The organism is Paenibacillus helianthi, assembly GCF_001909055.1.
GTDB classification, from domain to species: Bacteria; Bacillota; Bacilli; order Paenibacillales; family Paenibacillaceae; genus Paenibacillus_AQ; species Paenibacillus_AQ helianthi.
This window is the reverse complement of the sequence record NZ_LVWI01000052.1, coordinates 1-15,384: the sequence shown is the minus strand read 5'-3', so window position 1 is coordinate 15,384 and position 15,384 is coordinate 1. Positions and strand designations below refer to the sequence as shown.

The following is a 15,384-nucleotide window of genomic DNA, read 5'->3' as shown; positions in this document are numbered from 1 at the left end:
CCGATTTGAACATTGTTGTCGCAGGGGATTGCGAGAAGCACGATTTCATACTTGTAGCAGCTATTTTGTTAAAAAGTTATTTTAACAATGATGTCATGATTATATCGGACAATAGCAGGCACTATCAGTATTTTGAAGGGGAAGTGTCAGGCATAAGGATAGCTGATTCATCAGCAGCCGATAAACCGGATATTGTTCTGTATGACTGGCATTATGGATATCCAGAGGATCTTGAGGAGGAGGTGGTTGTCTTTGCAACCACCTATGAACGTCAGGCTATGGAGAACGTAGATAAGCTGCTTGATCAGAAACAGATGCCTGCTTTATTGCTCGTCATCGAAGAAGAATGCGGACTTGGATTGAAGTATGTGGATAAATATTATCCGGTGATTCATTCGAAAATCAGTTATATCAGCAGCCCGGAGAGAAGAATTGACTGGATCCAAGATGGAAGAGTGGATCTTAAAGTGGATAAGGATTTTGCCGAAGCCGTAAATGACTTTTTGATTGAAATCTGCAATGTTCCAAAGAAAGACATCAAGAAGCTGTGGCAGTATGCAAGGAAACGGGGGTAACTAATTGTGCTTGTAGCTTTCTGGGGACCTGCCCAAGGGCAGGGAAGAACAACTTCGAATATGGCAGCTGTTGCGGCAACCTTAGCGCTGGATCATCATATCAGGGTGTTAATGACACATACGCATTTGGAGCGAGGGGTACTGGAGCATGTATTCTCACAGACAAGAACAACGCTTCAGTCTGCACGGACCTCGGGAGGGATGGATGCGATTGAGAGATTGGTGCAGTGCGGAATGCTCACGCCCGAGGGTATAAGAGATCATGCGGAGTCCATTCTAAAAGACCGTTTGGAGCTTTTGGGTGGATCTACGAGTGCCGAGAAACATGAGACAGAGCTTTTGCTTCCGCACATTTTTAAAGATTATCGAAGATTTTATGATTTACTGTTTGTGGACATCTCCTCTGAAGACAACCCGGATGTGGTGTCTCTGGTTATGGAGCAGGCAGATTTGATTGTGGTTAACCTGAATCAGAATCAGGTAAGTCTGAATTCATACTTTTTGAAAAACAACAAGGATCCTGTGCCGAAAACCAAGCCAGTCCTGTATTGTCTGGGTGCATATGAGCGTACCTCCAGATTTAATCGGGAGAGAATCATTAAGCAGTACGATTTGAAGAAAAAGGAAGTAGGCTTCATCCCGCATCATATCGGTTATATGGATGCCCAGAACGAGCGGCGCATGGTTCAGTTCTTGTTGAAGGCAAGAGAGGCAAAATCCCGTTTTCTGGAGTTCAGTGAGGACGGATATTTCACTGGTGCGGTACGCCAGATGGGGCAGCTCATTCTGAGGACGCTGGAGATCTCCCCTGTATCGGAATTGGACGTTGCGAATGATTAATCTGATTCTGATCTTTGTTATCCTGATTGCTATTGGAGTGTTCTTGTACTTATGGCTGGGCAGACGTAACAACTCGGCTCTTCCGTCCGTTCAACTAAAATATGATATAGACGAAATCGTGCTGTTTCTGAGACGGGCTTTTGAGGAGATTATTGCCTCGTCTCTCTATGAAGGAAGCCCTAGTGAAGAAGAATACAACCGCCGGAAGGCGCGGCGGAGAGAATTGCAGAAGGCGCTTAGAAGCTGTATGCACGGCGATTTGTCCGCCAAGAAATACGTGAAGCTGTACATGAAGGATCTGCTGGTTCAGACCTATGGCCTAGAGGAAGGTAATGTAGACAAGATTATCAGCTTCGGTCATACGAACCGGCTGACTTCACAGGATTGCTTCGATATCCTGCTTCATGTCTTCAAGAAAGAGCATGGGCAGGATGCATTTAATGTAATGGTAAGCAAGTATAGTCTGGACACACTGCAAAGACTTCCCGACGGGTCTAAGGGCTACAAGATTACCGAAGAACAAATTCGCAGTATCTATAGTTCCGAGCAGCCGAGATTGTCCATTCAGGACAAAATTGAAATTATCGTTCAGCGAGCCTATCAAATTTACAAGGGCCTCGGAGTTATCGATGAGCTTCGGGACCAGAATATCGACGGTATCAATGGCGGAACAAGCGGTATGCCTCCAGATGTTGTGCAGACAACAGACTTTCTGGAATATACCAAGCAACAGCACTTCATTCCACAGTCCTATGATGCAGTATGGACATTTTACCGGGGGAAGTCACTTCATCTGGAATTCTTAAGCTTTGGCTCGGAGAAGGAGCTCAAGCGGGTCTGCCAAAATATTTACGGGTTCGGTAATCCCGGACAATTGAATGAGTCCAAGGGATATATCATTAATGATATGGCTGATGGCAGTCGGGTCGTGGTTGTACGGCCCAAAATGGCCGAAAGCTGGGCTTTTTTTGTCCGCAAATTTAACGATTCGCTTGTGGAACTGGACCAGCAAATCAAAGACCAGGGTGCACCGCTTGCTATTAATATGCTTGTCTTTCTCATCCTGGGCCATCAGGTCACAGCCATCACTGGCAGACAGGGATCAGGGAAAACAACGCTGCTCAAGGCGCTGATCAAATATATTGATGCGAAGAACATTCGGATTCAAGAAACGTCCTTCGAGATCTGGGCGAGAAAAATGTATCCGGGCAAAAATATTTTATCCTTCAGAGAAACACCCTCTGTTAGTGGGCAGGACGGGCTCGATGTGCAGAAGAAAACGGATGGTGCAGTGAACATCGTCGGTGAGGCAGCCACTCACAGTGTAGTTAGTTATGTAATTCAGGCAGCCCAGGTGGCTTCTGAATATACATTATTTACGCATCACGGCAAAACACTGGCTAACCTGGTCAGCGCATTACGCAACAGTCTTATCGCATCTGGAGCCTTCAGTAACGAGAAGATTGCCGAGGTTCAGGTCGTAGAAGCACTTGGCTTCAATGTCCATCTGGTTTTGCGTGCAGGTAAAAGATACATCGAACGGATTACAGAGATTATTCCGGCTGATCCCCAGTATGAATATCCTCAGAAATACAAGGAACCGGAGAATATGGCAGATAAGCTGGATGCTTTTATGGATACCATGACTGAATATTTCGGAAGGATGACGGATCGCCGCGCCTATGATTATAAGGATGTAATTGTGTGGGAGGCGGGAGAATACGTAGCCAAGCATCCAATCAGCAGCCGTAAAATCGATGAAATGCGCAAAAATATGGATGAGGAGGATGCACTGGAATTCACTGCATTTCTTGAAAAGTATTGGGGGCAATCTGCATGAGTCTGCAAACCGTTTTGTTGATTGTTCTTGGCTCATCGGGCGTGCTGCTGGCCATCCTGCTTGTCCTGCTCAGCATTGTGCAGCGTAAATTAAAAGGCACGCAATATCAAGAGCAAAGACGCCTAAAGGCGCTACTGCCTGCACGTACTAAGGGGAAAAGATGGTTGGAGCAGGCACATAAAGCTTATCCGGTGCTAGATGAACTTCCGGTTGTAAAGAAACTCCTTCACCGGATGCGCTCCCGTCTGACCATTATCCATGCCGGCAACGAAATCATGATCAGGAGCCGCGCGGCTGCGCTGACAATGATGATTGTCGCTTGTATTCTAATCATCTCGCTACTTTCTTTCCTCTGGACTTCTTCCTGGGTAAGCCGAGCGACAATTATGCTGGTTTCTGTTTACTTAGGAGGTATTCTTAGCGATCTCTTCATTGGCCGTTTAGTGAAGCAGATGCTGTATGACCAATCTTCCATGATTTTGGATATCCGTCATGAATATCATCAGACGCATATGGTACAAGTCAGCCTGGAGAACTCTGCGGAACGTACGAAACCCATGGTAGCCGTGCATGCCCGGCAGATTGCTGGAATTCTGGCAGCGGTGGACCCTGAAGATGAGCTGCAGAGATATTATGAGATTGCACCTAACCGGTATATGAAGCAATTGGCCGGAGTGAGCTACAAAATAGGTGAATACGGCGATGCGGACATACATAAAGGGGAACGTTCCATTTATCTATCCATGCTCGGCAATATTAGAGAAGAGATTCACATGGATATCAATCGACGTGAACGTATCGACCGTTTGTTATACGGCATTGTTTTTGTGGCTATTTCACCGGTATTCATGCTGGATCCGATCCGCAATTGGGCGGAGGGCATGTTTCCGATTGTATCCAATTACTACAATTCCGCATGGGGGTTGTATTCGCTAATCTTGCTATACATCACGTTCATAGTATCGTTTATTGCCCTACGGATTCTCAAGGGTGTGGATGAAGATACGCAAGCCATCAAAGATGAGGGCAAGTGGTTAAACCGGCTTTTGAAGAAAAAATGGATCTTCAAGCTGGTAGACAGGATCACTCCTGAAGAACATGAGCCTATCCATTTCAAGGTAGCCGGTAAATTGAAGGATGCCAACTCCGGGCTGTCACAGCATGCCTTTTATTTACAGAAAACAATGGCGGCAATCGTTATCTTTTTGCTGATCGTGGCGATTCAATTCTCCATCCATGCCAATATCAAGCATAACATCCTGCATCCCAATAAGCAGATTACGACGGGGGGCAATCAGACGGAGTCCCAGAAGATGCTGAGCGAGGAACGGTATGCCTTTGAGCAGTCTCTCATTGGAGAATTGGTAGCGAAGGATATTACTCCGGATCAGATGCTGTCCTACATTCAGGAGAAAGCGGAGAATAAGCCGTTTCTTCAAACCAGCCTGGACCAGAATGCTTATGCAGCGCAACTGGTGAACAGAGTGGAAGATTATCATCAGGAATATTTCAAATGGTATGAGCTTCTACTGGCATTTGGACTGGCAATGGGCGGGTTCTATCTCCCGGATGCTTATCTAATTATTCGTACCCAACTGCGGAAATGGGAGATGCAGAACGAGGTGGATGGCTTCAATACGCTGTCTATGATGCTGTCCCAATTTCCCAATATAAGCGTGTATGAAATGATAGAGTGGCTGCATCGGTACAGTTACATTTTCGAGCGGCAACTGCTGCGCTGCATGCTGGATTATGAAGCGGGAGGCTGGAGCGCTATTGAGAAATTGAAGGAAGATGCACGCTTCGTACCGCTCGAACGGCTGGCAGACCGCTTGCAGGTTGCAGCCGATCTGATCCCGGTGAAGAAGGCGTTTGATGATATGGATGCCGAGAGGGCATTCGCAATGGATCAGCGCAAGGAACACTACGAGAAGGTAATCAGCAGAAAAAGCACACTGGGTAAAATATTCGGTTTCTTGCCGATGCAGGCAACGTTCACCTTATATTTACTGCTTCCCTTCGTCTATATGGCCTTCCAGCAGCTCGGCGACCTGACTGTTGTAACTGGCAAAATGTGAAGGAGACACAGGCATGGAGAATATAGCAAGCTTTCTTAAGACAACCATATCTATTTTAATTACGCTTGCCATCATTTCAGCAGGACTATTCCTGTGGGGCAAAACACAGCCTGTAGTCGAGCTGGCGAATAGCCAGGCGGCGGATCAGGCCAGGGAACTGTCGGAGCAGCAATATTCCGCATTCGACAATCAGATTGTCAGCGGCTCTCAGATTCTGACTGCTTACCGGCGGTATGAATCGCAGGATGGGTTTTGTCTTTATGTTGAGCAGCCATATACCACTGCTGCGAAAGAGCCGTATAGGAAATTCACCATGAATCCGAGCGGGAAAGGCTCTTGCCGTGAGTTCGATTATTCCGGTGAGAAACTCAAAGACAATACAGATAATTTTGATGCGGACGAAGAGGAAATCTCGGATGCATCCGGCCTGTATTACATCAGCCCGCAAGCCAGATATAGGGCGAAGCTGATAAAAGATAAAAATGAGCGGATCGCGGCTATTTATTTCGAAGCGAAGTAACAGCCGCCAAGTCAGTAGAATTGAGAAAGCTTCAAATAGAGTGAGGAGAAAATATCATGGAGAATATTTCGACCGGCCTTAAATGGGTCATCGGCATTATCGTTACCATCCTGATTATAGCCGCTGGTGTGAGCATTTACCTGGTTATCAACAACTACTTTATCCGTGCACAGGAACAAACCCTGGCCCAGACCCAAATGATTAATCAAGCGGAATTCAACAGCTACGATAACAAGGATGTATCCGGGCAGGATGTTATTAATGCGGCGATGCGGTATAAGGGTCGTCCGCAGTTTGCGATTAAGATTTATACGGGGGAAAATGCTACTACAGGATTTTATGCGGAGAATAATTATGGATCTTACTATTCAGTTCCAAATACTGGTAAATATGTGGACTTGACATTAACAGGTCCAGGAGACGGAAAAAGTGTTTCTCAAATGCTAGATGTAACAGATTCTGACGATTTTAACGTAAACACGCTTGGTGTTTTTACAGCTGAGATCTATAGAGATGAGAATGAGGAAGTGAGATTGATTGTATTTACACAAAAACCAAAATAATATGTGATAGTAGTTTCGGTCTTTTACATAATACCTTTAATAGGAGAATAGGGGAGAATGGCATGGAGAATATTTCGACCGGTTTAAAGTGGGTGATTGGTATCATTGTCACCATTCTTATTATTGCTGCTGGAGTCAGCATTTATCTAATCATCAATAACTACTTTATTCGTGCTCAGGAGCAGACTTTAGCCCAGACTCAAATGATTAACCAGGCGGAATTTAACAGCTACGATAACAAGGATGTCTCTGGCCAGGACGTTATTAATGCAGCGATGCGCTATAGAGGTACACCTCAATTTACAATAATTATTAAGACAGGTGTAAATAAAACAGGATTTTATGCGGAGAATTCTTATAAAACTTACTATACGTTGGCTACAGAAAAGAAAGGAGAAACACCAGCACAACCAATTGATTATAGTAAGAAAAATGATAGTACCAAAGCATATAGTGTATCGGAAATGCTGGACCAGAGCAAAAAACCATCTGGTAGTGATCCTAATGTAAATGTGAATACTCTTTCGATTTTTAAATCGACAGTAATTAGAGATAATAACGGTCAAGTTCGAATAATTGTATTTAATCAGAACCCGAAGGACTAATGAAAACCGCCACCCAGTTTCTACTAACCCTGTTCGCCTGGATATTGTTCACTATCGGCGGTTTTACATTTCTACACTTGGAAGGGGAGAACATCGTCAAGGCCCGGCAACCGGAGCAGCCAACGGTTGCAAACGCGCTTTACAAAGGGACAGGCGATCTAAAAAAAGTCAGCGGTGAGCAAGTCATCGGTATGATCCCTGCGGCACTGGAGGGGGACTATATTTTACATATTGACGGCATTGTGATTAATGAGGAAACAGACCTTACAGCAGTGGATTTGCGCGGAGTTCCTGGTGCTGCTTATCAGTTAAGAGTCACGCGAACCAATGAGATGATTACGGAAATCTCTGCCACCCGCTGAGAATGGAGGAGCCGCATGGCAGATGCGCTGAAAGGTGTAATTATCGTTATTCTGCTTGCATTCGTGTTTGGAGTCTATCCGGCTTTTCGCCAATCCGAGGTTGTAGAGAGGAATACTAAGCTCGCAGCCAGTGCGGCTGTGGTGGAATTCGTGGATACAGTTCGTGCTAAGGGGTACGTGGATGTAGGCGACTATGAGCTTTTTCTCCATTCGCTTGATGCCTCATATGGTGTATTCGATGTCCAAATGGAGTATTACAAAAAGAATTTGCAGCCTTTGTATACGAACCCTGACGATTATTCCACATTCCAGAACAGCTTCAGTGTCCGGTACGATGGCTACTTTAATAAAGATATTTTGAAAGTCTTATATCCGGATTCAGGTACTTCACTGGCAGCAGATGATCCTGGCAGAAGATTCACCATGCATGTGGGCGATCTGTTTAATGTCCGGCTGGAATCCGAAGGGACGACGCTTGCCTCTCGAATGCGATCTCTGCTTTTTCATAGTGAACTAATTCCGGTCAATTTGAAGTACGGGGGGATGGTACGAAGTGAAGCCCCTTAGTGTGGTGCTTGTTTTTCTGATTCTGGTTATTCCGCTTGTTCTTATGGGTGATACCAGAGAAGATCTTCGGGTCTTCAATCAAGACCTGTACAAACGGTATTCGGATGATTTTCAGTCCGCAGTGGATGATGCGGGTGATTATCTGTCGCGACTGGAAATGCAGCCGACAACAACAGCGGTGCACTACGGGCGGGAACGTCAACTGCAGCTAGATCAGGACGTGCTGAGTGTGTTCTACAGTAATCTGGCTATGAAATTTGGACTGGAGAACAATCAGACCGAAATGAACAATTTGAAATTACATATGCCGGCACTGGTTATGTTTGGTTATAGCGGCTATAGGCTGGTTACTTTGGACGACACGGCTACAGTTAGCGGCAAGGGAGAGCTTAAGCCTGTCAGTTGGCCTGAGCGTCCTTATTACTATAAGCTTCAGAACGGCAATCTGCTGTATTTCACTTTGGATGACACCGCACGGGTATATGATACAGGATCAAATGAATTCTATGAGGGAGAGTATTCAGCGCTGGCGGCGGAGACCAATCTCTCACCGTTAACCTCAATTGAACTCTTCCGTGAGGTACGGCAAAGTACGATAACTTCACTGGTAGAAAATGATTTGGCAACCGCAATTAACAGGCACCTGGAGCTGGTGAAACGGATGGGTTTGTCGATTCAGTTCACACTACCCCGAGGGCTGCAGGAGCAGTCCATACAGGATGTGGGGATTATGGCTTTTATTCAAGGTTATCCGCTTCCTGGCGGAGAGCTGCTGGATGCCTATTCCCTTGGCAGCGGTGCAGTGATGCGGCGCAAGGTTCTAATAGGTACCCGGAATTCATCAGGAAGGCATATCGCCTACGGAGAAAGCTGTGTACCGGCCGGGGCGGCTGTAATTGAGACTCTGTTCGACCCCGAGGAGGCCGCACGGAAAGGGTATTTTATTGAAGATTGTTCGGTTCGTTAGTAACTTAATCTGTAATTGAGTTGTACCATCCAAGACTTATATATATTAACAATGAGAGGAAGTGTTTTATGAATACTCTTTTGAAACTAAGTAAAAAAGCAGTCCCTTTCATCTTGGTGCTCACTGTTTGTATGGTCTCATCATCCAATCCTAAAGTCAAAGCAGCCCCCGTTACGTTCAGTGACATTCCCGCTAATCATTGGGCGAAGTCAGGAATTGATACGGCGGTAAACAAAGGCTATGTAGTGGGATATCCCGGGGGGCTATTTATGCCTAACGCAAATGTAACCCGCGCAGAATTTATCAAAATGATTGTGACAGCGACCGGACAACCCGTGGAGGAGACTACAGGGAAATGGTATGAAAGTTATGTGGAAGCTGCGGAACAAGCGGCCTTGTACACCAAAAGTGATTTTGCAAATTCGGATACTGAATGGAATAAAAAGATTACGCGAAATGAAATGGCTCGTATCGCGGCAAGAGCAACGGGTCTGAAAACAAATGAAGCAGATAAGTGGATGTATCTGGCTACGAAAACGGGCTTAATCTCCGGACTGGGCGCGGGCAAGCTTGGAGAAAAGGAATATACAACAAGAGCACAATCTGTAGCCACTGTAGAGCGTGTATTGACTGTGAAAAGCGGGGGCAAGCTTCCGACAGATAAGTACGCAATTGGCAGCGCAGAATTGGCCTGGCATAAGACGAATATTTTTACGGTAATGCCTGAAGTCTTTAAGTCCGGTGATCCAACCATAGATCTTACTGTTGCAGAACTATGGAAGGAAGATAAACTCAAGATTGCCACAAAAGATAAAATGTTCATAGAGCATATTGATGCTGTTATTGCTATTGATTTAACCGATAAGAATGACCCAAACCTGAAATTGGTCCCCCCCTTGTCTACATTAAAATGGAAGAATACTACTGATAATATTCCGAAGGGAATTCCTGTGACGAAATCGATGAGTAGTTATCTGATTTATTTCAAAACTACAGTCGATTTTAGTAAATACGATTTTGATGTGCACATGGATATTGGTTTTATAGGTTTCGCTCTTGATTGGGGTCCCTTCATGAAAGGGAATTTGAATTCTATTGCAAATGTATTTCAAAAGACGCCTGGAGATCTGGCCATAAAAATACTTCCGAAAACCGGTTGGAAAAGACAAGGTGATTTACAACTTTTAATAAGAACCCCTTCTGGTGAGTGGAATGGGGCCACTAATGAAATCTTGAAAATACCTCAGGCTCATTAATTCGATGGTGAAATTTGAAACCATGAAGCATAAACCTTTAAAAATAACTTTGGGCTGTACTGTCGTTTTATTATTTTTGATATTGTGGACTATGTTTAGTGGCCTTCAACCTGACATTCTTATGGCGGCAGCAAATGATGAGACCCTGCTGAAAACCGATGGAATTCAATATAAGGTGGATGATCCGGACACCGTAATCCGCGATTATCAATCTGTATTTCACAATGAGAAGGAGATAACTACGAAGCCACTGAGCTTTGATGCAGGAAATGGGAAGATCATTACGAAAATCGTATTAAAAAAGGATAATCAAGTGTTGCAAACCATTAATGTTAATGCTCAAACCTATAATAATATTCTTACATTGCATGGAGAGCCGGTGCCTGTTAAATCAGTGGGCAATGTTCCATGGGGAACCTGGTTTGCATGGGATAGAAAAATAAGTGGAGAACATTGGACTCCTGGTGAAGGAGGACATTGGAAATACGATATCCCTGGGGAAAACAGTGATCCAGGAAGCGAGGAGATTGGAGGCTTAGTAAGGGATGCTTGGCCTGGGAAAAAAGTGATTTTGGATATTCCCTATCAAAGGAAAGAACCATATAGAGCTGTTGGAGGTGTGGATTATGGAAATATACCCACCTCGATAATTGATGGTAGTTCTGAAACGCTTCGTACAGCAAATCCCTTGCAGGTCAATGTAAATGTTTCTTTGATTCATAATCAGGCTGTTATTGTGGTAGATGATCATGGCAACCCTGTAGACCCCAGTGTAAGTGGCTACACAGATCCAAGTACAGTTATCTCTGGTCTGAAAATTATTGATCTAGATAAAGCAAGTATAGAATTCAAACAAAATTATGACCATGAAGGCCTTAGGAAGAAAATTGCACCGAATGGCTCTTCAGCAACGATGTATTATTTTGCACTCTTCAAATTTGATATCAAATCCTACACCTACCGTTATCCAAATGTCTATGAGGTTTACGTTAAAAATGGGACTGCAACACCACCGCCTCCCACACCCACACCCACACCTGAGGCCCCGACGGTAGTATGTACCGACCCTGCTCCGGGTCAAGTCGTTTCCGGTGAGTTCCTGGATCCTGGTGTAGCCGCTGAGATCAGAGCAGATCAGCGTGGAAATGAGCAATTCGATGTTCTGCAGGGTATCCCGAGCTCAGAAAGCTTATATGGTCATGCCTCTACTAAGGGTTATCTTTATCAGAATAGATTTGTTGAGATGAAGGGTACGTGCACATATGATATTAAGATTCAAAAAGTATATACCTTAAAATGGGACCCTACAAAACCGGCTCCCTCAGGACCAGGGACTGTTCCTGCTCCAACAAGCGAACCAAAGCCGGTAGTCTACTCTTACTCCATCAATCGTCCTTATTCGTATTGGACTATTGATACTTTGGAAGTTTACGCCCTTTCTAAGGCGGTGCTGAGGAATGATGCTCTTTCAGGGGGAGCAGTAACCCTAAAACCAAATGGATATACTCCCCCTGATTTTTCTACAGAAATCACGGGCAAATATATTCCTCCTGAGGCTCCGGATCTGATCACAGTTTCTCCGAGTGATGTACAGGGAGGTACGACCCGCCCGGAACCAGATAATGAAAAAGAAGTTTTCCAATCAAAAGCAGAAGAAGCCGCGAAGAAAATCAAAGTTCAGAATGATACCTTTGATTTCATTGGACAGACGATCATGGACGGGAGTGAGGCTACAGAGGCGGGACAATCTCCAGGTACCATCCCGAACCCGCAGCCGATAGGCGATTACGTGCTGTACAGCCCGGGAAACATCATTGAGCCAGCACACTTGAATGCACCTAATCTTCCCAGCTCCGGTGAGATTACCTATATTCCGATGGATGGGAATATCAACGGTGGGACAGAGGATAAGGTGTCTCCGATTGATGGTATAAACTCCATAACGGTGCACACGCCTGTCGTCAACTACTCGCTACTCCCTGACGATAACCGCCCGTTCGACCAGCGGATGGTTCCGGATCTGACACGGACAGTGCTGATTCTGGATCGGCCCTTCACCGTACACTTTACGGAGAGCGGCCAGCATCTCAATATCCCTGGGTATGGCAACCGGGATTATGCCAAATACACGAAGAACAAACGCATCCAGTTTCCGTTTGGCGTATTTCAAGACGGCCAGTATTACCCGGAAAATACCTGGATTTACATTCCTGTCGGGACACCGTCCATGACTTTTACCATGCCGACCTGGGTCAATGAAGGCGATTATACCATCAATACACAATCCTGGGCTATTAATGCCCCGTCAGATGGCACTGATCTTTGCGAGGTGAACCTGAACGGGGACTTAACGAATTACTGCGCATCGGAGAGTTTCAATGTTGGTGTGGTTGGCCGGCTGTTTAATTTTCGGATTTGGGACATCGGAGATTTTCGTTTTGAAAAGGTATTCCGCACCGGAGTTGGGACATTGGAGCATAGCACTGCGATGTATTATACAGGTGGTAATGACGAGAATGGTAATCCAACGGCCATAAGCGGGCAACCACAGTGGCAGTTGCCAATTCGCAAGGGTTCTCATCCTAACGAACAATTGACGGTACCGCATAACGGATACTCTTTCCTGTTTGATTTCCGGACCATGGGGAACCTGTGGCAGCCGGGCGAGGGCATCCGGATTGAACCGAGCTTCTATTTTATCCCAAAGAGTGGGGGATCGCCGACACCCGTTGATCTGTACTATGATATCTCCGGCTCAAACAACAAAATGATTGGCGTTGGCTCCTCCAAGGACAAGCTGAGTTATACCCGAACCTATCGCTTGGCGGATGACCTGCGGAATATATCGAGTGGCGAATTATCGACGGCGGCCAGCTATGAGTACAATTATATACTGAATGAGCAGGAGCGGGAGAAGACCCCTTGGCTGAAGTTCTACAAGCAGTATGTAAAGCGCAAAACCAAACTTGCCACGGGCTATGACCTGGAGGTTCTGCCCTATAAATCGCGGACCTTAGTCGGTCCGACTGATATTCCGAACGGAGTAGACCCCATTGCGGCTGTTCGAAGTGTTCAGCACTGGTACGGAGAATACAATCTGCCGATTTCTCCTTACATCCTGCCTAAGGGAACCAATATAGTCACTCTGGCGAATCAGTACGGCGGCGCACTGGATGGGCATGAGAAGGAGTTCATTAAGGGTGGATATATCCTGGTGAAGTTCGGAATCTATACGGTCAAAAATGGAGATGCAGACACGCGTATTCTAGGCTACAAGGCCCCCATTGCCAACATGTGGGCGATTGAAGGCCAGATGACGGGAGACACGGATGAACGGGGTCAGACCTTTTCTTTTTCTTCCGGGGACATTATCCTGTTCGAATCGGACTACTCTGTGCGAAATGATTATCAGGGGCAGGGAAGATAGGGGATTTGTAGAAAATTCCTTAGGAGTTTAATTTATCTTTAAAAGGATTTATATATAAACTTATTAGTGCTTTAGACCGATAAATATATAGTGGGAACTGGATCTATAATAATGAACTTAAAAAAACTGATAGGGATGAAAGAATATTTTTTTAAGTTCATTTTTATATAAAAATCAATTACTTAAGGAGAGGTTAATAATGGCACAAACCACCAAAGTTACATTGAATTATGATGGATTAGTTGGACAGGGAAAGATACTTAAAGGGTATGGAGATGAAGTGGATAGATTAATCAAAAAAATAAAGACTACAATGACTAATCTCAACAGTGTATGGGATGACGCGGCAGCACAGGACTTTACGCAGAAGGTTGTAAAATTGGAACCGACGTTTCGACAATTCCAGGAATCACTTGAAAAGCTTGGATTGCACATGGAAAAGGTTTCTGAAAGTTATAAGACACTTTCAGATCAAGTTAAAAATTCGCAACAATTCTAGCATATTTTTAAGTCAAACAAACTTCACGAGCCCCACTACATAAGATTGCCATTAGCTATGCAGAAAGTTGCATAGCTAATTTTAATTAGAAGCAAGCAGGGGGAAGCACATGGCGTCAACGAAGCTAGTATTTAGCGTAGATGAAGTCCAGCACCTGCAAACAAAGATCGGACAGGTAAGCCAGGACACGAATCTATTGTATTTGCAACTGAAAGGCCAGGCCAACAACTGGAGCGGTATTCCGTTGGGACAAAACCTGGTGCAGGCCCAGGTGCTGATCAATGAGCTAACGGTGGAGGCCGAAAAGCTCGAAGATATTATTCATCAAGCCGTAAAGGGCGTTGAAGGCCTTCAGGAAGAGAAAAAGCGGCAGGCCAGCCAACTCACCCAGCAGTTCAGCCTCTTTGCAGGCATGTTCGGAAGTTTTGGGGGAAACGGAAGCCAAGGGAGGTATTCGATTCCAACCTTTGCGCAGAAAGCAGCGACGAAATTGATCTCCTCCATTGCTGCCTTAACAGACCGGGATGAACTGGATAGCGATCCGATGGTAAGGAATCTTCGGGACATCCTTCAAAAGTCCGGTCTAGGGACCGTAGAGGGTATCGCAGCGCAAAGCAAGCTAAACGATATCAACGAGGCACGGAATCTGATCGCGAAGGCGCAGACAGCCTACGGGGTATACGAAGCTTTTGGAAATCAAACACAAATGGATGCGATGCACAAGCTGGCGGAAGACGCACGCAAGAAGCTGGAGTCCCTGGGCGTAGATAAGGCTCAATATGAGGCAGGGAAAGATTTAAGCGTGTATTTCAAGCAATCGGCGTTGAAGGCATGTGACTACGATCCGTCGAGTACGACCAGCAGTGTGCCTCTGTTGGAAACGGAAGAATATTCACTTCTGCTGCAGATGTCGAGGATGGAAGGGACGAAGGGGGATTGGGCGAAACAGCAATTGGCGCTGATGAAGCCGCAGGCCTCGATAGGATCGTCTGACCCGACTAAGCAGGTGTCGTATGAAGAGATTTTAAACCGGGACAACCCTGAGGTAATGAAACGGCTGAAAGAGACGTATTGGTCTACCCTGTCGACAGAGGAGCAGGACCGGATCTATGCAGAGACCAAAGCGTATTACGAAAAGCAAGAGAAGGAAGTGGCAGATAAAAACCGTCTGCTGCGAAGTGGTGTTGGAAACCAGACGCTTGCCAATATTCTAGAAGGTGGAAGTAATATCCTGGTGAATGCAATCGATACGGCATCGTATGGGATGGCAGGGACAATTACGGAT

At 45.5% G+C, this 15,384-nt stretch carries 13 protein-coding genes and 1 pseudogene; all 14 read left to right on the top strand.

From position 1 onward, the window contains the following. Nucleotides 1–5: 5 nt before the first annotated feature. Complete coding sequence (locus tag A3844_RS19785) at nt 6–575, top strand: hypothetical protein (RefSeq protein ID WP_074108293.1); 570 nt, start codon at nt 6–8, stop codon at nt 573–575. Nucleotides 576–581: 6 nt separating this feature from the next. Further along, nucleotides 582–1,415: a CpaE/TadZ family protein gene (locus A3844_RS19780; RefSeq protein WP_074085353.1), complete on the top strand. Its 834-nt coding sequence runs from the start codon at nt 582–584 to the stop codon at nt 1,413–1,415. Next, nucleotides 1,408–3,255, top strand: coding sequence for an ATPase, T2SS/T4P/T4SS family (locus A3844_RS19775; RefSeq protein WP_083606938.1), 1,848 nt, complete (start codon nt 1,408–1,410; stop codon nt 3,253–3,255). The genes A3844_RS19780 and A3844_RS19775 overlap by 8 nt, the downstream gene beginning before the upstream one ends. After that, on the top strand, nt 3,252–5,333 hold the full coding sequence (locus A3844_RS19770) for a hypothetical protein (protein WP_074108292.1): 2,082 nt from the start codon (nt 3,252–3,254) through the stop codon (nt 5,331–5,333). The genes A3844_RS19775 and A3844_RS19770 overlap by 4 nt, the downstream gene beginning before the upstream one ends. A gap of 13 nt (nt 5,334–5,346) precedes the next feature. Next, on the top strand, nt 5,347–5,853 hold the full coding sequence (locus A3844_RS19765; RefSeq protein ID WP_074108291.1) for a hypothetical protein: 507 nt from the start codon (nt 5,347–5,349) through the stop codon (nt 5,851–5,853). Between the two features lie 56 nt (nt 5,854–5,909). Next, nucleotides 5,910–6,416 (top strand): hypothetical protein, encoded by a 507-nt coding sequence (locus A3844_RS19760; protein ID WP_074108290.1) that lies wholly within the window; start codon nt 5,910–5,912, stop codon nt 6,414–6,416. Between the two features lie 62 nt (nt 6,417–6,478). Continuing rightward, on the top strand, nt 6,479–7,021 hold the full coding sequence (locus A3844_RS19755; protein ID WP_074108289.1) for a hypothetical protein: 543 nt from the start codon (nt 6,479–6,481) through the stop codon (nt 7,019–7,021). Further along, nucleotides 7,021–7,383 carry a PDZ domain-containing protein gene (locus A3844_RS19750; protein WP_074085347.1) on the top strand — a complete coding sequence of 121 codons (363 nt, stop codon included), beginning with the start codon at nt 7,021–7,023 and terminating at the stop codon, nt 7,381–7,383. The genes A3844_RS19755 and A3844_RS19750 overlap by 1 nt, the downstream gene beginning before the upstream one ends. A gap of 15 nt (nt 7,384–7,398) precedes the next feature. Further along, nucleotides 7,399–7,950 carry a hypothetical protein gene (locus A3844_RS19745; protein ID WP_074085346.1) on the top strand — a complete coding sequence of 184 codons (552 nt, stop codon included), beginning with the start codon at nt 7,399–7,401 and terminating at the stop codon, nt 7,948–7,950. Then, nucleotides 7,937–8,917 (top strand): hypothetical protein, encoded by a 981-nt coding sequence (locus tag A3844_RS19740; RefSeq protein WP_074108288.1) that lies wholly within the window; start codon nt 7,937–7,939, stop codon nt 8,915–8,917. The genes A3844_RS19745 and A3844_RS19740 overlap by 14 nt, the downstream gene beginning before the upstream one ends. Nucleotides 8,918–8,985: 68 nt before the next feature. Then, complete coding sequence (locus A3844_RS19735) at nt 8,986–10,173, top strand: S-layer homology domain-containing protein (RefSeq protein ID WP_074108287.1); 1,188 nt, start codon at nt 8,986–8,988, stop codon at nt 10,171–10,173. Between the two features lie 121 nt (nt 10,174–10,294). Continuing rightward, complete coding sequence (locus tag A3844_RS19730) at nt 10,295–13,600, top strand: DUF5704 domain-containing protein (protein WP_083606937.1); 3,306 nt, start codon at nt 10,295–10,297, stop codon at nt 13,598–13,600. Nucleotides 13,601–13,799: 199 nt separating this feature from the next. Next, nucleotides 13,800–14,099, top strand: a complete 300-nt coding sequence (locus A3844_RS19725) for a WXG100 family type VII secretion target (RefSeq protein WP_074085339.1) — start codon at nt 13,800–13,802, stop codon at nt 14,097–14,099. A gap of 109 nt (nt 14,100–14,208) precedes the next feature. Next, nucleotides 14,209–15,384 (top strand): annotated as a pseudogene (locus A3844_RS19720) (hypothetical protein); the annotation flags it as partial.